The sequence below is a fragment of the Adhaeribacter aerolatus genome, assembly GCF_007991635.1.
GTDB classification, from domain to species: Bacteria; Bacteroidota; Bacteroidia; order Cytophagales; family Hymenobacteraceae; genus Adhaeribacter; species Adhaeribacter aerolatus.
Genome location: NZ_BJYS01000004.1, coordinates 1 through 21,197 on the forward strand (window position 1 = coordinate 1; position 21,197 = coordinate 21,197).

At 43.6% G+C, this 21,197-nt stretch carries 19 protein-coding genes; 11 read left to right on the forward strand and 8 right to left on the reverse strand.

Translation table 11 applies throughout. The features are described 5' to 3' along the window. Positions 1–83: 83 nt before the first annotated feature. The 5 genes from AAE02nite_RS03925 to AAE02nite_RS03945 form a co-directional block, all read right to left on the reverse strand. Positions 84–746 carry a YiiX family permuted papain-like enzyme gene (locus AAE02nite_RS03925; RefSeq protein WP_146895156.1) on the reverse strand — a complete coding sequence of 221 codons (663 nt, stop codon included), beginning with the start codon at positions 744–746 and terminating at the stop codon, positions 84–86. Positions 747–901: 155 nt separating this feature from the next. Further along, positions 902–1,390 (reverse strand): hypothetical protein, encoded by a 489-nt coding sequence (locus AAE02nite_RS03930; RefSeq protein WP_146895157.1) that lies wholly within the window; start codon positions 1,388–1,390, stop codon positions 902–904. 153 nt (positions 1,391–1,543) lie between these two features. Then, positions 1,544–1,999: a hypothetical protein gene (locus AAE02nite_RS03935; protein WP_146895158.1), complete on the reverse strand. Its 456-nt coding sequence runs from the start codon at positions 1,997–1,999 to the stop codon at positions 1,544–1,546. Positions 2,000–2,143: 144 nt separating this feature from the next. Next, positions 2,144–2,782: a hypothetical protein gene (locus AAE02nite_RS03940; RefSeq protein WP_146895159.1), complete on the reverse strand. Its 639-nt coding sequence runs from the start codon at positions 2,780–2,782 to the stop codon at positions 2,144–2,146. A gap of 242 nt (positions 2,783–3,024) precedes the next feature. Continuing rightward, complete coding sequence (locus AAE02nite_RS03945) at positions 3,025–4,320, reverse strand: tyrosine-type recombinase/integrase (RefSeq protein ID WP_246150781.1); 1,296 nt, start codon at positions 4,318–4,320, stop codon at positions 3,025–3,027. A gap of 263 nt (positions 4,321–4,583) precedes the next feature. Between AAE02nite_RS03945 and AAE02nite_RS03950 the strand changes: the two genes are divergently transcribed. The 3 genes from AAE02nite_RS03950 to AAE02nite_RS03960 all read left to right on the forward strand — a co-directional run bounded on the left by AAE02nite_RS03950 (position 4,584) and on the right by AAE02nite_RS03960 (position 5,740). Next, positions 4,584–4,913: a DUF433 domain-containing protein gene (locus tag AAE02nite_RS03950; protein WP_307725522.1), complete on the forward strand. Its 330-nt coding sequence runs from the start codon at positions 4,584–4,586 to the stop codon at positions 4,911–4,913. Further along, positions 4,910–5,254, forward strand: a complete 345-nt coding sequence (locus AAE02nite_RS03955) for a DUF5615 family PIN-like protein (RefSeq protein ID WP_146895160.1) — start codon at positions 4,910–4,912, stop codon at positions 5,252–5,254. The genes AAE02nite_RS03950 and AAE02nite_RS03955 overlap by 4 nt, the downstream gene beginning before the upstream one ends. 198 nt (positions 5,255–5,452) lie before the next feature. Further along, positions 5,453–5,740, forward strand: coding sequence for a hypothetical protein (locus AAE02nite_RS03960; RefSeq protein WP_218033438.1), 288 nt, complete (start codon positions 5,453–5,455; stop codon positions 5,738–5,740). Positions 5,741–6,084: 344 nt separating this feature from the next. On the opposite strand, the gene AAE02nite_RS03965 is transcribed toward AAE02nite_RS03960, so the two are convergent. From AAE02nite_RS03965 to AAE02nite_RS03975, 3 genes are all read right to left on the reverse strand, one after another. Further along, positions 6,085–7,038: a M48 family metalloprotease gene (locus AAE02nite_RS03965; RefSeq protein ID WP_146895162.1), complete on the reverse strand. Its 954-nt coding sequence runs from the start codon at positions 7,036–7,038 to the stop codon at positions 6,085–6,087. 351 nt (positions 7,039–7,389) lie between these two features. Further along, positions 7,390–7,896: a hypothetical protein gene (locus AAE02nite_RS03970; RefSeq protein WP_146895163.1), complete on the reverse strand. Its 507-nt coding sequence runs from the start codon at positions 7,894–7,896 to the stop codon at positions 7,390–7,392. Positions 7,897–7,989: 93 nt separating this feature from the next. Then, the gene (locus AAE02nite_RS03975) at positions 7,990–8,379 is read right to left on the reverse strand and encodes a hypothetical protein (protein ID WP_146895164.1); all 390 of its coding nucleotides are present in this window, start codon (positions 8,377–8,379) and stop codon (positions 7,990–7,992) included. A gap of 643 nt (positions 8,380–9,022) precedes the next feature. Here AAE02nite_RS03975 and AAE02nite_RS03980 point away from each other — a divergent pair. The 8 genes from AAE02nite_RS03980 (at position 9,023) to AAE02nite_RS04015 (ending at position 21,159) form a co-directional block, all read left to right on the forward strand. After that, positions 9,023–9,232 (forward strand): hypothetical protein, encoded by a 210-nt coding sequence (locus tag AAE02nite_RS03980; protein WP_146895165.1) that lies wholly within the window; start codon positions 9,023–9,025, stop codon positions 9,230–9,232. 1,055 nt (positions 9,233–10,287) lie between these two features. Further along, entirely contained in the window at positions 10,288–10,680 is a 393-nt protein-coding gene (locus tag AAE02nite_RS03985; protein WP_146895166.1) for a hypothetical protein, read from the forward strand. A gap of 111 nt (positions 10,681–10,791) precedes the next feature. Further along, positions 10,792–14,352: a BamA/TamA family outer membrane protein gene (locus AAE02nite_RS03990; RefSeq protein WP_146895167.1), complete on the forward strand. Its 3,561-nt coding sequence runs from the start codon at positions 10,792–10,794 to the stop codon at positions 14,350–14,352. Positions 14,353–14,378: 26 nt separating this feature from the next. Next, a complete protein-coding gene (locus AAE02nite_RS03995) occupies positions 14,379–14,966 on the forward strand; it encodes a histidine phosphatase family protein (RefSeq protein ID WP_146895168.1) in 588 nt (195 codons plus the stop codon). A gap of 247 nt (positions 14,967–15,213) precedes the next feature. After that, positions 15,214–17,010, forward strand: a complete 1,797-nt coding sequence (locus AAE02nite_RS04000) for a ribulokinase (RefSeq protein ID WP_146895169.1) — start codon at positions 15,214–15,216, stop codon at positions 17,008–17,010. A gap of 2 nt (positions 17,011–17,012) precedes the next feature. Beyond that, a complete protein-coding gene (locus tag AAE02nite_RS04005; protein ID WP_146895170.1) occupies positions 17,013–17,711 on the forward strand; it encodes an L-ribulose-5-phosphate 4-epimerase in 699 nt (232 codons plus the stop codon). A gap of 138 nt (positions 17,712–17,849) precedes the next feature. Continuing rightward, complete coding sequence (gene araA, locus AAE02nite_RS04010; RefSeq protein ID WP_146895171.1) at positions 17,850–19,355, forward strand: L-arabinose isomerase; 1,506 nt, start codon at positions 17,850–17,852, stop codon at positions 19,353–19,355. A 106-nt stretch (positions 19,356–19,461) separates the two neighbouring features. Beyond that, positions 19,462–21,159 (forward strand): sodium:solute symporter family transporter, encoded by a 1,698-nt coding sequence (locus AAE02nite_RS04015; RefSeq protein WP_146895172.1) that lies wholly within the window; start codon positions 19,462–19,464, stop codon positions 21,157–21,159. Positions 21,160–21,197: the final 38 nt, after the last annotated feature.

Here is a 21,197-nt window from a genome sequence, read left to right on the forward strand (position 1 = left end):
ACTGCTAACGTCCGCGTGTATGCTAAGCCTGAAGCGAAGCCAGGGTTTAGTATACATTGGGTTGGCACACGTTGTTTTTTATTTTAAATAACCGTTTCCAATTTATTTGATTCAAAAATTGCAGAAGGGGAAATAACTTTTTCATTTAAAGGAATTTTATTCCCATACCTTTCTTCCATTTTCTTTTTCACAAATTTATTGTTCAGGTTAAATTCCTTTAATTTTTGTAGACTGCCCAATTCAATATTTAATGCCTCCTTATACATTTTCCAGACTAACTCAGAACAATAAATTTTATCATCTGACCACCCAAAATATAAATCATAGTCTTTGTCTTTATATTTTTCTCCGGCTTTTTTAAGCCTTATAAGATTTTCCGTATTCAGAACCCTATTGCTTTCCTTTAGTCTCTTTACAACAAAATGTGAATCTTTTCCTCTCTTTATCCAGTTTTCAAACTTTGTCAATTTTACTGGTTGCACTGCTTCATAAACATACAATTCCTCATTTTTCTCATAGATTATACCCATATGGCTATACTGGGAATTTGTCGCAAATTGAACTGCTTTACTTTGGCTTGATTTGGAGGCATGAAAAATTATATCTCCATTTTGGTATTTTCTCAGTAAGTATTCATTAATTCTTTTTTCAGCAGTCCTAGCCTGTAGTCTCCTATTTAAGTCTTTCCTAAAAAGAAGAAACAAGGTAAGGCCAGTAACAAAAACCAGAAAGATTATTTTTTTCATCTTCTTTTACAATGTGTGCCAACGTTTAGGGCTTTGCGAAGATGGCGGATAGAAAGCACTTCATTGTCATCTAGCACAAACTTAGTTAAATGTAGAAAAAGTTGGAGAATAACATCACCCGCCATTTTTGCAAAACCCATGTTACAAGCTGGCATTTATTCTTCAGAAATTTCAATGAAGTCAAATCCTAATGGACTGTCATAAACACAAAGACTTATTTTGTCTCCTACGCTTGTACTTGACCAAAAGCTATTTTTGCACCTAAGTCGCTCTGTAACCCCATGCATATTTACAAAAAGAAGATTAGCACCTGGCTGGCTTCTATACCTGTACTCAATTTTTTGTTTGTCGATTACCAAAAAGCCGTCACAAATTTCTTTTTTAGAAGCAGTCCAATTTATTAGGCTGCCTACAGTTAGCAAAAGTCCGCACATACCGAACATTAGACACATCGCTACAAACCAGTAATTCTTTAATTGCTTTTTATTAAAATGAAGATACGGCTGAATTGATTTAGAAAGCAGATAGCCACTTACTAGTCCGAGAAAAATCCAAATAAAACTATAGATATATGGGAAGTAGTAGTTTTCAATTTTGTCAAAACCGTAAATCCCCAAAAACATTCCTGAGAAAAGAAAAATCATGATGAAAAGTCCTGCGAGTTTACTTCGTCTAGACGTCTTACTTGAGGTCATTTTAGTCGTTGTCGTATGGTTTTATGCTTGCTTGTAACGGCTTGTATATGCTGAGCCCGCAGCGAAGCAAGGGTTTAGTATATGTCTTGTTAGGTGACGAATTTATTTCTCAGTCAACTTTTCCACTTTGTACTCTTTCACTTCGAAAACATTTGCTGATGAGTCAATCAGAACTGATAACTCCACGTCTGCTTTGCTTCCATACAGTGAGAATTGTACAGTTGCAGGGTATTTTTCAATCTTACTGATTTCATTCTGATTGTAACCAAAGCCTGTGCTCTTTCCGATGGTTCTTCTTATTTCAGGGTCTGCTTGCAGTTGCTCAACAGTTTGAGTTACTACTTCTGGCTTGGCCATCATCCAATCAATAGCAAGTTCAAATACGATGGCTGCAACAAGCAAGGCTATAAAGTATTTGAAGAACTTTTTATTAAATATCTGGTCTTTGCTTCCAGTAAAACGCCTGATGATGTAATAGACAACAACAACTCCTATGATAACCTGTAAAACACTGCCTATAAATTCCATTAAAACATTTTCTATAATTCTATTTGACACCTAACGGTTAAGGGTTTGAATTGTGCCCGCTTAAAAGCACTTCACTGTCGCCCAGCACTAAAGTAGTTAAAAAGCACAAAAAGGAACGAGATTCACGTCGCCTGGGCATAATTTAAACCTGATGTTAGTAGCTGCCCTTCTGATTTAAGTTCCATAAAAATACCTTCTTTCGAAGCTTTCATCTTTTGGCAAAGGATTCTTGGTATCAACTAATTTACAATATGTTGCCCAATAATTAACCCACTTGTCATATATCTCAGGTATTTTATTAAGTTCTACCTCAACTGAACAAGCAAAAAGTTTTATCGATTCCGCAGATATTGCAAGCCCGTAATCTTCAGCAATAAAAACCAATGAGCAATTTTCCACTAAAAAGATATTTTCATTTGGCGAATAACCGTGGACAGTAATAACCGACTTCATTTCAGCAATTATTCTCTTCTTTAATCCATTATCTGTAAACGTGAAGTACTTTTCTCTACAATCTAAACTGAAATTTTCTCTTTTTAACAGAAACTCGACTAAATCTTCTTTCTCCTCGTGTTCTTTTGTTGAAAGTAAACTAATGGATTTAGGATTAATAAAGTCTATTGAAATTGCTGTATTAGGTGCTTCAAAACTATTTACTGGCTCGAAGTATAAATCTGTCCAATCAAATTCCAATTGAAAACTTGTCGGAAGATTCAATTTTCTATTTGTCCAAAAACTAGTTTCGAGCGCACGACTTAAAACTCCTAAAGAATGATTATTTAGTAAGTTACCTTTTGACGAATTATTTATCATGTGAATAGATTTTATGCTTCAGGATTTCGGTCGTCTCCGGGTTGCTACTAACTATTATGTAAACACCATTATTACGTTTATATCGCCTTTGAGAGCAGGCGGTTATATTTCTGTAATTTATTGGCTTTCTTTATCTTACCTTTTTTTACCCTTTTCATATTCGCTTAGCCAGTTACGGTTGCAGAATTTTAGGTAATTCTTCTTTCGATCGGTTTTAATTCCTGCACAATATATTAAAAAATTTAAATATTAAGACCATCCAGCGGGCTGATTATTTTATCTAAGCCATGCTGGGTGATATGGGTGTAGATTTCGGTAGTTTTGCTGGAATTATGACCCAGCAGCGCCTGGATATACCGCAAATCTGTTCCCTGCTCCAGCAAATGCGTGGCAAAAGAATGCCGTAGCGTATGCGGCGTAGCGGCTTGCCTGATACCGGCTTTTTGCAGCGCGGCCCGAAACACATTACGGATACTCTCCACGGAATAAGCCCCGCCGTCCTGGCCCTCAAATAACCAATCTTTGGGCTTGTATTTCTGGTAGTATAGCCGCAGTTCTTCCAGCAGCCGGGGCGATAACAGCGTGGTGCGGTCTTTGTAGCCCTTACCGCCCCGAATCAGCAACAGACGTCGCTTAGATTGTACATCGGTTAACCGCAGGTTAACCACTTCGCCAATGCGTAAGCCGCCCGAATACAACAGGAGCAATAAACACCGGTGCTTGAGGTTATCCGGCGCTTTCAGGATAGCGGCCACTTCTTCCTTACTTAATACTTTAGGTAATTTCTTTTCTTGTGCCGGCCGGTTTACCTCGGCCAATCCCATATCCCGGCGGCCCAGCAGTTTACCGTAATAGAACTTAATGGCATTGATGGACTGGTTTATATAGGTATACGATTGCCCTTTGGCCTGCAGGGCCATGTGATACTGGTTCACCTGCTCCGGGGTAAAGGTATTGATTACGTCTAAACCCTGTGCCGTATAGGTATTCAGAAACCGCAGCAGCAGCGCATGGTAGGTGCGCATCGTACGGCGGCTGTAGTTCAAAAGCTGCATTTTCTCCAGGTAAACCAGGGGGCAAGGCAAAAAGTGCTGGTCTTCCAGGTATAACTGCTCCCAGAGCTTTTTCAATAAACTTAAATCTTTCACCTGTATTTGCTGGGACAAGGCCAGGTGCACCAGCGGCAGCAATTCATCTACTAACAGATGCAGTTTATCGGCCTGCGCCCAGGTGAGAAAGCAGCGGTAAGTACGGCTCCACTTCACCTGTTTTAGTTCTTTCAGTTGGGGATACAGGTTGCTTTCGGGCGGGTATTGCAGCCGCAGGTACGTTTGCCCTTCGTGCTGTAGGGGCACCAGTTTTAAGGGCGGCTTTCCCGCAGGCTTTGGTAAAGCCGTTAACACTGGGGCCTGGCCGCTGGTAAGCACGGTTTTACCGGCCGGCAGGCGGCTTTGGTGGTACAGGTAACGGGTATTTATCTGTGTTATTCCGGCAAAATGACTTTGAATCTGCGCTATGGCTTGCGGCGAATGGTGCATTACGTAGCACTTGTACGTCTTGCTGTATTTAACCCAAGTAGCTGTTTTTAGTTTTTGGCTGATAACCGGATGCGGTTTATGCCAGAACTTTATTTACGTTTTGCCCTGGTGCTCCAGGCGGTTCAGGTACAGTACAGGTAATACCGATGGGTGCATTATAAAAAGCGTTGGAACCCGAAGATATAACTGCTTTCAGCCTTTTGTGTTTTTATAAGCGTATATATCCGTAACTATCCGCTTATAAACACGGCTAACCTTTAACCATGCAAAATCTTCCGGCTACCTGCCAGTTGGGTGAAAGTGCAGAAAAATCGGAGAGTAAAATATCATCGCTTCTTTTTTGTACATTTAGAAAAAATATCAACATGATTGACTATAAACAAATAATAACCATTGAACCTGGAAAGCGGGGTGGAAAACCGACGATTCGAGGTATGAGAATCAGTGTCAATGATATTCTGAGCTGGTTGGCTTCAGGAATGTCAATTCCTGACATCATTGCGGATTTTGATGAACTAACACAAGAAGATATTTTTGCAGCTCTGAGTTATGCAGCAGATAGGGAAAATAAAATCTATCAAATTGCTGTATGAAATTGTTGTTTGACCAAAATATTTCACACCGAATACTTAAAATCTTACCCGACGAATATATCGGTTCAACATCTATTAAAAGCCAAAAGCTTATCGACAGTTCAGATAGAGCGATTTGGGAATTCGCAAAAAAGAACGACTACATAATTGTAACTCAAGATTCAGATTTTAATGATTTGAATTCTCTTTTCGGTTTTCCTCCTAAGATAATTTGGATTAGAACAGGAAATTTGAAAACAGACGAAATCGCTAAAATACTACTTGAACACGCGGATGAAATCGAAGAATTTAACCAAGACCCTAATTTTGGCTGTTTTGAGATTCTTGCTTTAAAGAAATAGCACCTTCACCCAACACTGGCTAAGCCTCATTGCTGCAATTTCGTGCCGGAATGCCCTTTCTAATCAATAATATTTTATCTTGCGGATAGTTCTCAGGTTCCCCGGCCGCAACGCAGGCCTAGCCAGAGACCGGTTTGTGGTCAACCCGTTATCGGGCGCAGCGATAAAAAATATTGCTCGGACCAATGCCGGGCCCAAGTGCATAATGTAAAGAAAAAAGCTGATACCGGGGAACGGCTGATGCTCGACATTAACCGCACGTTGCGTAAAAACCGCAGCATTCTGAAAACGTTAAGCCCGATGGGTAAAACCACTATCCGGCAGGAATACCTAAAAATACAAGGCTTTGATTTTAGATATTATACCCACCAGTACCAGACCCGGCAGGGTAATATTTATAACTTTTGTTACGAGTATGGCTACCTGTTATTGCCGGAAGAGAAAGTGCTGATTGTTAACTGGCAAAGTTACATGCAACCAAAATAATACCCATAATACCAAAAAGTAAATATTGCGTTCCATAACAGCCCAGCAAAAGGTTTTCCAGCCGGTCGTTCCGGAGGAATCACTGGTGGGGAGGGAATGATTTATATTATCAGCTATGAAAAGTCTTTTACACTAATGCTTCACCAATTTATTTTCAGAAAACTCATTCGTTAAATAAAACATTATTGTTCAAATTGATGATAATTTCTAATTCATAATTTCTAATTTTTAAATTGTTGGAGTACTAATTGGTATAAGTTGCCCAGGCATAAAAAAAGCCCTGATTGCTCAGGGCTTCAGCACTATTATACATGATTACTTCTTTTTCGGAATATTTCTAAATTTTAAGATAAATAACCTACCCGGTCGCCGTCTTCGGTTACCAGCACACCGTTATTACCCACAAAAATAGTATCGAAATAAGAGCTTTGTAACACAAAAGGATAACTGCGGCTGTTGGTGTCGGCCATTTTGCCAATTACCTCTACCCGGCCATTATCGTCCACATGAATCAGGGCCAGGTTTTTGGTGAGGTAAAATTTTTCACCGGGTACAGCTCTAAAGGTTACTTTTCGCAAAATATCGTTCTGGGTTAAAACCACCCGTTGGGCGCTGGTCCGGCGAACCGGGGTACGGGTTGGGGCCGAAGCTACTACGGGTTCTTCCGGCCTTACCTGCGGACGCGTAACCGGCCGGGCTACCGCGCCATTTGATTTAGCGCTGGCAATAATCTGCTCGTTGGCACTTTGCCAGCCTTTGCTGATGGAGGCCAGGCGGGCACTGCGGCCGGGGTGCGTAGCAGAACCTCTTTCGTCGGATAGCAGGCGCATAGCGGCTTGGGCATCGGCTAAACCGGCGCCCATCTTGCGTAATACAAACCCCGAAAATTCATCGGCTTCCAGTTCGTCCTGCGGGTTGCTCCCGCTTCTCGACAATGTATGCCCGTTCAGGTGGTGGCCGATTTCATGGGCCAGAATACTCACGGCTGCCCAGTCGGTTTTAACGGCATTGTTCACGGCGTCCACAAACTGGCGGTTGTATAATATATAGCGCTGGCCATTGTAAATAACGGCCGCCGCGTTATCTACTTCTGCTTCGCGCACTTCAAAGCGCGGTTTCAGCCCTACTACATCAATAATTTCTTTTATAATATCGCGGGGTCCCGGCGCCACATAAGCGGCCTCAGATACCTTATTAAATGCTGTTGTAGCCAGGGCGGCACCAGTTACAGCAGGAGCCTGCGTAAACGATACTAACACCACCAACCAGGCCAGGCCTTGTTTTATAATATTTCGCATAACTTTCTCTTTTATCTTTTTCCCTGTTTTATTCTCTCTTATTAAAAGCAAACCAAGCAGCTAAATTCAGAAACTTATAGGCTTTAATCTGCTTTAACTATTATAGCAAACTTATTGCCAAATTTATAAGAAATGGTATTTTACCAGAATCCAACGTTTCTGTTCCTGTAAACGCTGCTCCCCTGCTAAATGGTATATTCCCAGAGCTTCCGCAACACATTTTAAAGGCTGTTCGGGCTTAATAGATTAAAAAAGTGTTGTTACAGTATAATAATATGGCGACTTACTTCCAAACCGTTAACGCAGGCATTCGAAAAAGAGCTAGGCTTTACCTGTAATGAAGCGGGTACATTACTCCTTTACAGTTTCGATATTCAAGTATTCTTCATCGGGGTTAAAGCTATACCGCATTACACTGGTCAGGTCCTGTTTTGTTTTCTGGATGCTTTTTATTCTTTTCACATCGGCTAGAAACAAATCCGGATTTACCCCCCTTTTATCTACCAGCACTTTTAACCGGAGATCCGAAGCAGGAACCTTATAATAATCCAGTACTTCATCTAGTCTTAGAAGCGGCGTATTGGTTTTTAGCCGGGCCAGAATAATCCCGTCTTTGCCTTTTTCGCCAAAAGGTACCAATTCCAGAGAGTCTTCATAGGTTTTTATAATTTCCAGATTGCTCCGGTCGATAATTAAAGAATGGTAATCTGTTTCTAAAGCACCTATCATTATTAAGGGCTGCTTTACATTAACAATGCGGGTTTGGGAGTAAGCCTGGCGTGTACCCGGTAATGATTGAGCGCCGCAAAAGCTGCTGGAAAAAGATAAAACCAGGCAGATAAGTAAAGCCTTTGCCATACGCCAATAATTTTTTTTAAGCTGCTAATTACGCCGGTTTAAGCCTGCCTTGTTTTGTGTAAAACCAACCGGCAGCAATAATTTGGGGTTAAGCTAAGTACCCTGCTCAATACCGGCGATGCAGGTAATCTCTACTAAATTGTTATTTCCATAGCCTGCTACGTTACAAGGCGTTGCGCCTAGTTCTACGTCCGATTTCAGATAGCCTACAATGATTCGCTGGCCCACTCTTACCGGAAAATCTTTAATTTTAAAAACCAGCTCATTGGCAGGCCCGGTTGTGTAGGAGGCATTCAGGGGCACTACTACCTGGCTATTCTCCAGTTGTAACTGTAAGCCGCAACTCGGCACATACTGTACAACCGCCAATGTGTCGCAATTTTCCTGCGGCATTACGGCGTCTTCTTTTTGGGTACAGGCTGCCAAGGAAAGCACTCCAGCCAGGAAAAACAGAAAGAAACGTTTGCAGTAAGTATTTTTCATCACTTATATATTTTGAAACCAATGGTTATAGCCTTCTTTCTACTTACAAGAGTATTATAACCGGACTTTGGTTGCTTGCCTTTAAATTTTTTGTTAAAAAATGTAAAGCGCAAAAACTACACCATAATCAGCCAGGTTAGCTGTTAAGAGCTTGTTTAAATTTTGTTTTTGAGAGCGAAAAGGATTGCTATTGGGTTCTGACGAGACTTATTTTGAGGGGCATAGCAGCGCTACGGCCCGAAAAATAGGCAGATTCAGGTTCCAATAGCAAGCCTTTGCAGCCCAAAGGATAAATTTTAAACATGTTCTAATATTCTTTTAAGATTTGTCTTGCGGCCGCAATAAATATAAACCGCCCGCATTAATCAGCCTCCCATTTTATTAAGAGTTACGCCTTCAAAAACAGCCTGAAGATAAAACGTGAGACCCGGTTAAACGTAGCTGATATTTAGATATAATGCCTGTTTATTCAATTGGCGAGCGGTGTAAGCAAGTCTGGAATTCGGCTTTTACTTAAAAAAAGGTATAAATACTTAAAAATCAGCAATTTTATAAGAACTTTTGAATCTTATCTGCAAATTGGTGTTATAGGTTTAATCAAAACAATTATTAACATTTAAACATCTTTTATAATATTTTAGTGATGTTACAAGAAAAGGAACCACAACCTTACATTTTATCTAAAGTAGACAATTTAGAACAGTTTAATATCCGCGAATGCATTGCTTTTATGCGCTATTTACAAACCTTAGAAGTAGCCGCCCTGCAATCGGCCGAAAACAAAGTTAATATTGATAAACTCGAAAAGAGGTTTGTGCAGTTAATGAAACCGAAAGCGGTTTCATCTTGCTAAAATTATCTAAATCGCAACAGTTACAATTTTACACACCGTTTTAGTTGACAACCGGGTGAAGGAAGCATTTGGGATTTAATATTATAACTTAATATCTTTCAGTTGCTTGTAAAATTTATTTTGATTATTTTTATTGTACGACCCAACCTAAAACGCCATGAAAACCCAAACTGATTCAACCCTAAATTTGCCGGCGCCCGACTCGTTAGATACCCTTGATATAGGAAGGTGTCTGGATTATTTAAGATACCTGCAGAGCCTGCAGCCATCGCCTGCCGAAGCAGGTAAAATAAAAAACCTTATCCGTAAAATTAAGAATCGTATTCAAAGATTAGTTATAGGTTAAAATTTACGCTTTTACAAATTTTATCCGGACCTGGTACCAACCGGAAAATAGAGCTACTGGCTTCAGATGATGGTTATGACTTTCCTGGAGATATCTTTTACACCGGACAAAGGAATACCTGCTTCTCAAATATTAATATTAATTAGTCTCAGGCCAAGACCATATACCCGTAGTTCCGTTGGTTTATCCTGGATTGGATAAATAAAACCTTGGTGCTAAATTTCATAACCCGGCGGATTTTGCAAGATTCCGCCGGGTTTACCAATTCTAAGGTGTTATTCCGAAACCAAGCGGCTATTCATTTTAGATTAACAACTGGGCGAAGCTGTTAATGAAGCATAATCAAAAACATCTGGCTGATGATTTGCTGTTTGTCCGGCATTAATATGGCGGCTTATAGCTTTACCAGACAATTATATTGGCAGTACAGTACGCGCTTTTCCCCTTAAATACGCAGTAGTTAAACCTTATCAAAATATGTTGCTGCCTTTCACGCTTCTCATTAAAAAATATTTTTACCTATCTGAAACGCCACCCTCCTTTATTACTATACTTCAAATTACACAACATACTTGCTGTAGCTGAATTTTATAATTTTATTTATAAATAAGCTTTAAATATTGCTTAGGAAATATATTTATCTGTACTTATTTTTGTTAAAATAATTTTAACAGAAAATTACATTATAGATTATTTACCATTTAGGCTTATGAAAAAAATCATTACCCTCCTCTTAATTTGTTTACCCATTACCTTATTTGCCCAGGAGCTGATTGGCAAAAAAAAGAAATACATCAGCTCTATCAAACAATCTTCTTCCCTGATTGTTGACTTGCCGGAAATGAGTATTTGGAGTAACCAGGCCGAAGCCGGATCATTGTTTCTGATTTGCTACTTCCGGGACGAAAAATGCGAAAAAACCGTAAGCATTTATCCGAACGAAAAATTAAAACAGTGGGAAAAAATATTAAACACCAACTGTGCTAAGGTTAAGGGCGAAGAATTGGTGTGGTTAGACCAACGGCGGCAACTCCTGTTTAAGGTAGTACCCTGCGAAAACCAGACCTTTGCCTTAGAAAGCACCAAGGCAAACGTTCAGTAGCGTTTAAACGTACGTGTAGTCGGGTAATATTACCTCCTGTTAAAAGAAACACGAGACCGGTTTCTTTGGAATTCCATTACACGTAACCTAAATTCAGAAACGCTAAAAAAAATGTACTTGCACCTGCACAAATATGTACAATTATTTGTATTTGTATTTATTTCTATACCCGCTTTAAGCCAAACGCAAAATTTACCAGCTGCCCCCGGTAGCGAACTTACTTATTCGGTTTTGGTAACCGGCAACACCGGCGAAGCCAATGCTAAGAAAACAATCACGCCTATTCTTAGCCAGCTTCTGCCGGCCGCCGGCAAAAACAGCAGCGCCATCTTTATTGGCAATCCGCTTTATCCCCAGGTTTTGCCCAAAGAAAATACCGCAAACCGGGCCGCCGATGAAAAAGAGCTAAAAGAACAATTGGCCCCCTTAACCAAATACGAAGGAACGGCCATGATTATACCGGGTGCCCAGGGTCGCAAGACCGAAAGAGATGATGAAGCTTACCGCCGTCAGGAAAAATTTATTGCCACTTTCCTCGAAAACGACAAAATATTTGTACCCGAAGGTGGTTGCCCCGGCCCTTTCGAAGTTCATGTAAATCCGGATATATTACTTATTATATTAGATACGAAGCGGCTGTTGCCCGGCCACGAAATAACCGATGAGTTTAGCACTTGTCCGGCTACCCGGCCTTCGCAGGTAATTGCCTTACTCGATGATATCTTGCGCAGCTACGACGAAAAACAAGTAGTAGTGGCTGCTAATATTCCGGCAGATATAAAGGCCATGGAATATAAATACCTGCGCCGGAACTTTGCTCAGTTCTTTAAACAGCACCCGGGTTTAATTTACATCGAAAATAATGGCAGCGCCCTGCGGCACAGCTTTTCCGATAGCATTCATTACGTTTCGGTTGGTAATCAGGCCGGGCAGGTGGAACCGCCTAAAGGCGAAAAGGTTTTATTCTCGGCTAATACTGCTGGTTTGGCTAAGATAAACTTTTATAAAAACGGTGAAGCCTGGCTCGAATTGGTAACGGGTGGTACCGAAAATAACTCGTCCGGCCAAGTAGCTTACCGCACCTTATTGATGCGCAAACCTACCCAGGCCATGATTAATGCCTCTTTAAAAGGCCTGGATATTGATTTCTCGGATAGCACCGCCCTTGTAAGCGCCAGCACCGATTACGAAGCCGGCCCATTCCGGGAGTGGCTGATGGGCAAAAACTACCGCGACGAATGGGGCACCCCGGTAAAACTGCCTTATTTTGATATAGGTAAAATGAAAGGTGGTCTGAAGGTGGTACAGCAGGGCGGCGGTTTTCAGACGCGCTCCTTGCGTTTGGCCGACTCTACCGGGCGCGAATACGTGCTGCGCTCCGTAGAAAAATACCCGGCCGCGGCCTTGCCCCGGCCGTTGCGCAAAACCATTGCGGCCGATGTGGTAAAAGACCAGATCTCGGCCTCGCACCCTTACGGGCCGCTAACCTTGTCCAGCTTAGCCGATGCGGCCAAAATATACCACACCAATCCGCAGTATTTTTACATACCCGACGACCCGCGCTTAGGTAAATACCGTGAAGGCTTTGCCAAAACGGTTGGTTTATTTGAAGAAAGGCCCGACGAAGACCAATCGGATGCGCCGCACTTTGGCAACTCCAAAAATGTGAAAGGCACGGATAAAGTACTTGAAAAGTTACAGGAAGACAACGACAACGAAGTAGATCAGAAATCGGTTATACGGGCCCGTTTATTCGATTTTTTAATAGGCGATTGGGACCGGCACGACGACCAGTGGCGCTGGGCCAGTTTTGAAAAGCAAAAAGAGAAAGGCGATATTTTCCGGCCCATTCCGCGCGACCGCGACATGGCGTTTTTTATAAACCAAGGCGTAATACCCAATATTGCCAGCCGCAAATGGTTAATGCCTAAAATCCAGGGTTTCGACGATGATATCCGCGACATAGCCAGTTTTAACTTTAATGCCCGCTACTTCGATCGCACCTTTCTGACCGAACCCATCCTGGCTGATTGGCTGGAGGTAGCCAACGATCTGAAAAGTACTATCAGTGATGCGGATATTGAACAGGCCATTAAGCAACTGCCCGAACCGGTGTTTCGCTTGTCAGGGTCCCGTATTATTTCGGACCTGAAAGCCCGGCGCGACGCGTTACCCCGCGATGCCGCCGAATATTACCAATTTTTGGCCAAAGCGGTGGATGTAGTAGGCAGCGACAAAAACGAATTATTTTTGATAGAGCGGCAGGACGATGAAAATACCCTCGTAACGGTGCGAAAAATAAACAAAGACGGCGAGCTGGAGCAGGAGCTTTATAAACGGCAATTTAAAACGTATGAAACCGACGAAATACGGCTCTACGGCCTGGCCGGCGAAGACGAGTTCCGGGTTACCGGAGAAGTAAATAAGGGCATAAAAGTACGGATTATCGGTGGTGATGATAAAGACAAAATAACCGACAACTCCCAAGTAGGCGGCCTTTGGAAGAAAACCTACGTGTATGACACCCGCACCGAAAACGAGCTAAAACTGGGACCTGAATCAAAAAACCTGACTTCGAAAAAATCAGAGGTAAACAAATACGACCGCAAAGCTTTCGTGTACGACTACCTGGGTCCGCTGGGTGCTATTGAGTTTAACCGCGACAACGGCATACAATTAGGCGCGGGTGTTTTAATAAAAAAGCAGGGCTTTAAAAAAGAACCGTTTGCCGCCTCTCATCGTTTTATTGGGAAATATGCTTTGCGCACGAATTCTTATAAATTTAATTATGCAGGCTTTTTTACCGATGTCATTAAAAAATTCGATTTACAACTCAACCTGGATATCCGGGCTCCTAATTTTAACACTACCTTCTTTGGCTTAGGCAACGAAACGCAGTACGACGAGGATAAAGAAGAAATTAAATTTTATCGTTATACCTCGCGGCAATATTATTTTAATGCCCTGATTGGCCGCAAAATCGGTAAGAGCCAAATGCTACTCTTTGGCCCCTCGTACCAGCGGGTTAACCTGAATCTAACGCCCGAACGTTTTATTACTGATTTTGCCTGGAAGCAGGACCGCGATTATTCGTTGTTCGAGGCCAAAACCTACGGAGGACTGGAGTTCCGGTACCAACTAGACACCCGCGATAAAGCCAGCCAGCCCACCAAGGGGGTTTATTTAGCCTTAGGGCCCGGCTTATACAAGGGGCTGGGCGGTGATGCTGCCGATTTTAACCGGCTTTCGGGAGAGTTTAGTTTTTACCGTACTTTCCGGGTGCCTGTACGACTCACCATTGCTAACCGGGTAGGAGCGGCTAAAAACTACGGCGATTACGAGTTTTTCCAGGCTAACCGGCTCGACGGCCTTTCTAATTTGCGTGGTTACCGCCAGAACCGCTTTGCCGGCCGCAGCAGCTTTTATAACAACACCGAGGCCCGCCTGAAACTTTTTAATTTTCAGACCTACTTATTTCCGGGTTCATTGGGTATTCTGGGCTTCCACGATGTTGGCCGCGTTTGGGAGAAAAACGAAGATTCCAAAAAGTGGCACAGAGGCTACGGCGGCGGCATCTGGATTTCGCCGGTAAATATGCTGGTTCTTTCCGCGGAATATGCTATTTCTAAAGAAAGCCGGATGCCTTTGTTAAGAGCCGGTTTCCTGTTCTAAAAATAGCTTAAACTAAACCAGACGGCATGAGCACTGCGGAAGCAAAACTGCACATTTTCCTGGTCCGGCACCACAAACCCAAGGTGGGTCAGCAGGACTTGTACAATGCTTCCCAGGCTACGCAATTTATTTCGGAATACGATGCCGCCGGCATAGAAGCTATTATCAACAAACCCCAGGGCCTGCCTTTTGCCGAAGTAAAACGGGTACATTGCAGTTTGTTGCCGCGCGCCAAACAAACGGCGATAGCTATTTTCGGCCCCGAGGTGGAGCTGGTAGAAGATAAAATATTTAATGAGTGTGAACGCAAAATATTATCGCTGCCCCTACTCCGGTTCCCCATTAAAGTATGGCTGGCCGGCGCCCGGGCATTGTGGCTGCTGGGCCTGAACAGCCAGGGCATCGAGACCTACCAGGAAGCCCGGGTGCGTGCCCGCCAATGCGCCGAGAAGCTGCAGCAATACGCCCATGAAGAAAAGAAAACGGTACTTGTAGCGCACGGCGTGCTTAATATTTTTATCCGCCGTTACTTAAGAAAACTGGGCTGGCAGGTAGTGCGCAAAGATGGCCGGGGCTACCTGTCGGTTACTGAATTAGTGAAGGCGAATATCTAAACTGGCTCCGCCAACTTCTCCTGACAATTCAACCTTTTTAAGCCAGCGGAATATTACCAGATTATACCCAACAGAAGCTGGAATCACCGTAAGGCAAGGCTTTTTCCAAAACGAACACTGCTCAACAACCCAATGCAGTACTTTGTTCAGACTAAATAATCAAAATTTTAAATTGTAGCGTTAAAAGAAATTAAGAATATTTTTTTTCTATAAATAATAAGCGTTAATTTGACATTTTAACTTAGCTATGGAAAAAGATACTTTTGTAATAGGAGTCGATTACGGCAGCGACTCCGTACGTTCGGTACTGGTTAATGCCCGGAACGGCGAAGAAGTGGCTTCGGCGGTTTTTAATTATCCGCGCTGGGAAGCCGGCGCTTATTGTGTACCGGCCGAAAACCAGTTCCGGCAGCACCCGCTGGATTATATAGAAGGTCTGGAATATACCATTAAACAATGTTTGCAAAAGGCTGGCGGCAATATTGCCCAGACGGTAAAAGGCATTGCCGTAGATACTACTGGTTCCACGCCGGTAGCGGTAGATAAAACTGGTACGCCTTTAGCTTTATTGCCGGGCTTCGAAGAAAATCCCCACGCCATGTTTGTGCTCTGGAAAGACCATACGGGCGTAAACGAAGCGGCCGAAATAAATGAGCACGCCAAAAAATTCGATACTAATTATTTACAATACGTCGGTGGTATCTACTCCTCGGAGTGGTTCTGGGCTAAGTTACTGCGAACCCTGCGGGCCGATAAACAAGTACGGGAAGCCATTTACTCCTGGGTAGAGCACTGCGACTGGATTCCGTTTTTGCTTACCGGCGGTACCGATGTGCACCAAATGAAGCGGGGTGTTTGCTCAGCGGGTCATAAATCTTTGTGGGCCGTTGAATTTGGCGGTTTACCACCCGAAGATTTTTTCGCCAGTCTTGATCCCGTGCTTAAAGGTTTCACCAACCGTTTATTTACAGATACCTATACGTCTGACCAGCCAGCCGGCAACTTAAGTCCTGAATGGGCGGAGCGTTTAGGTTTATCGACGGACGTAATAGTAGGTGTAGGTGCTTTTGATGCGCACATGGGTGCCGTAGGCGGACAAATAGAGCCGTACCACCTGAGCAAAGTTATGGGCACCTCTACCTGCGACATGCTGGTAGCACCCATCGACGAAGTGGAAGATAAACTGGTGAATGGTATTTGCGGCCAGGTTCCGGGCTCGGTTATTCCGGGTATGATGGGCATGGAAGCCGGACAGTCCGCTTTTGGCGACACCTACGCCTGGTTTAAAAAAATATTAATGTGGCCTTTGCAGCAGTTCTTAGCGCAATCGCAAGTGATAGATGCCCAAACCGCTAAGTCATTGCTGGATGAGATATCGGCGAGAATAATTCCGGAATTGAGCAAACAAGCCGACCAGATACCTTTATCCGAAAATAATGAATACGCGATAGATTGGTTTAACGGCCGCCGGACGCCCGATGCGAATCAGCTTTTAAAAGGCGCCATTTCGGGTTTAGGTTTAGGCAGTGATGCGCCTAGGGTTTTCCGGGCCTTGGTAGAAGCTACCTGTTTTGGCGCTAAAAAAATTGTGGACCGTTTTAACGAGCAGGGCGTACCAGTAAAAGGATTAATTGGATTGGGTGGTGTAGCCAAAAAATCGCCGTTTATCATGCAAATGATGGCCGACGTGATGAATATGCCGATCCGAATTCATAAATCAGAACAGACTTGCGCCATTGGGGCAGCTATGTTTGCGGCGACAGCCGCGGGTATTTACGCCAAAGTAGAAGATGCCATGGCGGCAATGGGTCAGGGTTTTGATGCTGAATATTTTCCGGATGCCGAACGGGCCAAAATTTACGCCAAACGCTACCAGAAATATTCCGAACTCGGCGACTTCTTAGAAGATCATATAACCAACTCCAAATCGCCGCTTATTTCGGATTTGCCCGAAACCGGCACCAAAGCCCAGGAGCCGCACACCGAAGCCGAAAAAAAGAAAGAAGAAGCCCTAGAAACAACTTCTACCAACGACACTAAATAAAAATGAGTAAATACGCGCATATTCAGCAGGAGGCTTACGAAGCCAACATGCAATTGCCCAAATTGGGACTGGTATTATTTACTTTTGGCAACGTTAGCGCCGCGGACCGGAGCTTAAGTGTTTTCGCCATTAAACCCAGCGGCGTGCCTTACGAAGACCTCTCGCCGGAAAAAATGGTAATCGTTGATTTTGAAGGGAAAACCGTAGAAGGTTCCCTCCGCCCCTCCTCCGATACCTTAACCCACGCTGTATTATATAAACACTGGGAAAAAATTGGCGGCATTGTGCATACCCATTCTACCTACGCCACTGCCTGGGCCCAGGCCCAGCGCGATATTCCGATTTACGGTACTACCCACGCCGACCACAACACGGTAGATATTCCCTGTGCCCCGCCCATGAGCGACGAAATGATTCAGGGTAATTACGAATACCAGACTGGTTTTCAGATAATGGATTACCTGGCGCATAAAGGTATGAGCTACGAAGAAGTAGAGATGGTTTTAGTAGGTAACCATGCGCCTTTTACCTGGGGTAAAAACGCGGCCAAAGCCGTTTACAACAGTGCGGTAGTAGAAGAAATTGCCCGCATGGCTTACCTTACCGAACAAATTCGGCCACAGGTTCCGCGTTTGCAGGATTCGCTTATCCGCAAGCACTTTGAGCGGAAGCACGGACCAAATTCTTACTACGGGCAATAATTCTTAACAGAGGCTACCTTATAAAACGCTATCTAATTTAAGTTAAAGCAAAACTGTTGCACCGGATTTTACCTTTTCCGGTTTGCGCATTAATTACTAACACTAACCTAAACGTTAACCGACCTATAACATTTAAATATGATTGACTTAAAACAATTTGAAGTCTGGTTTATAACCGGCAGCCAGGATTTATACGGCGAAGACACCCTGAAGCAGGTTGCCAAGCATTCGCAGCAAATAGCCAAATCTTTCGATGAGGCACCGCAAATACCAGTACGGGTGGTTTTTAAACCTACCGTTAAATCGCCGGAAGAAATATTCCGGATTTGCCAGGAAGCCAATGTGGCGCAGAACTGTATTGGCCTGATTGCCTGGATGCATACTTTTTCGCCGGCTAAAATGTGGATTGGCGGCTTAAAAGTATTGCAGAAACCATTACTGCACCTGCATACCCAATTTAACCGCGATATTCCGTGGAGTTCTATTGATATGGACTTTATGAACCTGAACCAAAGCGCCCACGGCGACCGGGAATTTGGTTTTATGGTTTCGCGGATGCGCATTAACCGCAAAGTAGTGGTAGGCCACTGGCAAGATACCGAAGTACTGGACCAGATTAATACCTTCAGCCGGGCTGCTGCCGGTTGGTACGACTGGCAAGGCGCTAAATTTGTACGCTTTGGCGATAACATGCGCTACGTGGCTGTAACCGAAGGCGATAAAGTAGAAGCCGAAATGCAATTGGGTTTCTCGGTAAACACCTACGGCATCGGCGACCTGGTAAAAGTTATTAACCAGATCAGTGATAGCGAAGTAGACCAACTTACCCAGGAATACGAAGAAGGCTACGCTGTAGTAGAAGCTTTACGCAAAGGCGGCGCGCAATATTCATCGTTAAGAGAAGCCGCTAAAATTGAATTAGGTTTGCATGCTTTCCTGAAAGACGGCAATTACAAAGGCTTCTCCGATACGTTTGAAGATTTACACGGCATGGCCCAACTACCGGGCATTGCTTCGCAGCGCATGATGGGCAAAGGCTACGGTTTTGCCGGCGAAGGCGACTGGAAAACGGCCGCTTTGGTACGCGCCATGAAAGTAATGGGTAGCGGCTTACCAGGCGGTAATGCTTTTATGGAAGATTATACTTATCATTTTGAGCCGAATAATGCCATGGTGCTGGGCTCGCACATGCTGGAAGTTGACGAATCTATTGCGAACGGCAAGCCTTCGTGCGAAGTACACCCGCTGGGTATTGGCGGCAAAGCCGATCCGGTGCGTTTGGTATTTAATGTGGCTGGCGGTCCGGCCCTGAATGCCTCGGTAGTAGATATGGGCAACCGTTTCCGGTTATTGGTAAACGAAGTAGAAGCCGTAGAACCGCAGCACGATTTACCAAAACTGCCGGTAGCCCGCGTACTCTGGAAACCATTACCCGATATGAAAACCGGCGCTGCTGCCTGGATATTGGCCGGGGGAGCGCACCACACCTGCTACAGCCAGAATTTAACTTCCGAACATTTACAGGATTTTGCCGAAATGGCTGGTATTGAATGTGTGCTGATTGACAAAGATACCAAGCTAAACCAGTTCCGCAACGAACTGCGCTGGAGCGAAGTTTATTACCAGATAAACAAAAGATTTTAATATTTTATTTTGATAGGCCTCTGATTTTTTTGGAGGCCTATTAATTTTTAAACTAAATTACACCTCCAAAAAATTATAACCATCCACCTTAATGTAATTTCCTGGCATGAGCAAATTCGCCACCATTGATTATGTAATTTTCGTCGTTTACTTTATTATCGTAGCAGGTTACGGTATATGGGTATATCGCCGCGATCGCAACGTAAACGCCGACAGTAAAGATTATTTCCTGGCCGAGGGTTCCCTTACCTGGTGGGCCATTGGCGCTTCCCTGATTGCTTCCAACATTTCGGCCGAGCAGTTTATTGGTATGAGTGGTAACGGGTTTGTGGTGGGTATTGCTGTAGCGGCCTACGAATGGATTGCGGCCATTGCCCTGATTATAGTAGCGGTATGGTTTATTCCGGTTTACCTGAAGAACAAAATATTTACCATGCCGCAGTTTCTGCAAACGCGTTATAACGGCACGGTAGCCTTAATTATGGCTATTTTCTGGCTGTTTTTGTACGTATTTGTTAACCTTACCTCCATTCTCTATTTAGGTGCGCTGGCTATCAGCAACTTATCCGGTGGCACCAACTTCCACCTGATTATTATTCTACTGGCTGTTTTCGCCATTATTATTACCCTGGGTGGTATGAGCGTAATTGGTTATACCGATGTTATTCAGGTAACCGTACTGATCTTGGGTGGTTTGGCAACAACCTACACAGCCTTAACCCTGGTAAGCGAAAAATTTGGCTTAGGAAGCGATGTGATTGCCGGCTTTAACATGCTCATAAAAGACGCGCCGGATCATTTCCGTATGATTATGGATAAACCAACTCCTGAATCCTCGCAGGCCGATATTAACAAATACCTGATGCTGCCCGGTATTGCAATGTATTTTGCCGGTATGTGGATTGTAAACCTGAACTACTGGGGTTGTAACCAATACATTACCCAACGGGCATTAGGCGCTAACTTACATACCGCCCGTACTGGTATTTTATTTGCCGGTTTAATTAAATTAATGATGCCGGTTATTGTAATGCTGCCCGGTATTGCAGCTTATGTACTTTATAAAAACGGCGAATTACAACAGGAAATGGCGCCGGGTGGGAATTTTAACGCTGATAACGCTTACTCGGCTATTCTGGGCTTCTTGCCTACCGGTATGAAAGGCTTGTCTTTAGCCGCCCTTACCGCTGCCATTGTGGCTTCCCTGGCCGGTAAAGCCAACAGTATTTCCACCATTTTCACCCTCGATATTTACCACAAATACATAAACAAAGACGCCAACGAAAAGAAACTTATCTGGATTGGTAAGCTTACCATTATGGCTTCTATGCTGTTTTCTATTTTCCTGACCTGGGACGATTTACTGGGTATTGGTGGCGAAGGTGGTTTTACCTTTATTCAGAAATATACCGGCTTTATCTCTCCGGGGGTTTTTGCCATGTTCTTGCTGGGTATGTTCTGGAAACGGACCACCGGTACCGCGGCCATTGCGGGTCTGTTAACCGGCTTTATTTTATCGGTGGTATTTAACAACTTTGCGCCAGCCTGGTTTGGCAACGAAACCTTCCTGTATACCGCTTACCCCAACGGTAAAGGTGGTTACGAAATACCATTCCTGATTTGCATGGGTCTGGCGTTTATGTTTACCATGATCGTGATGATTGCTTTAAGTTTAGCTGGTCCTAGAGTAAATCCGAAGGCCTTCGCTCTGGACAAAACCATGTTCCGGGTTTCTAACTCTACCATGGCTTTAATTGTAATTACCATGCTAATTATTACTGCCTTGTACGTAAGGTTCTGGTAAACAACTTAGAAGATATAAAAAAAGCGGGCTACTCAGGC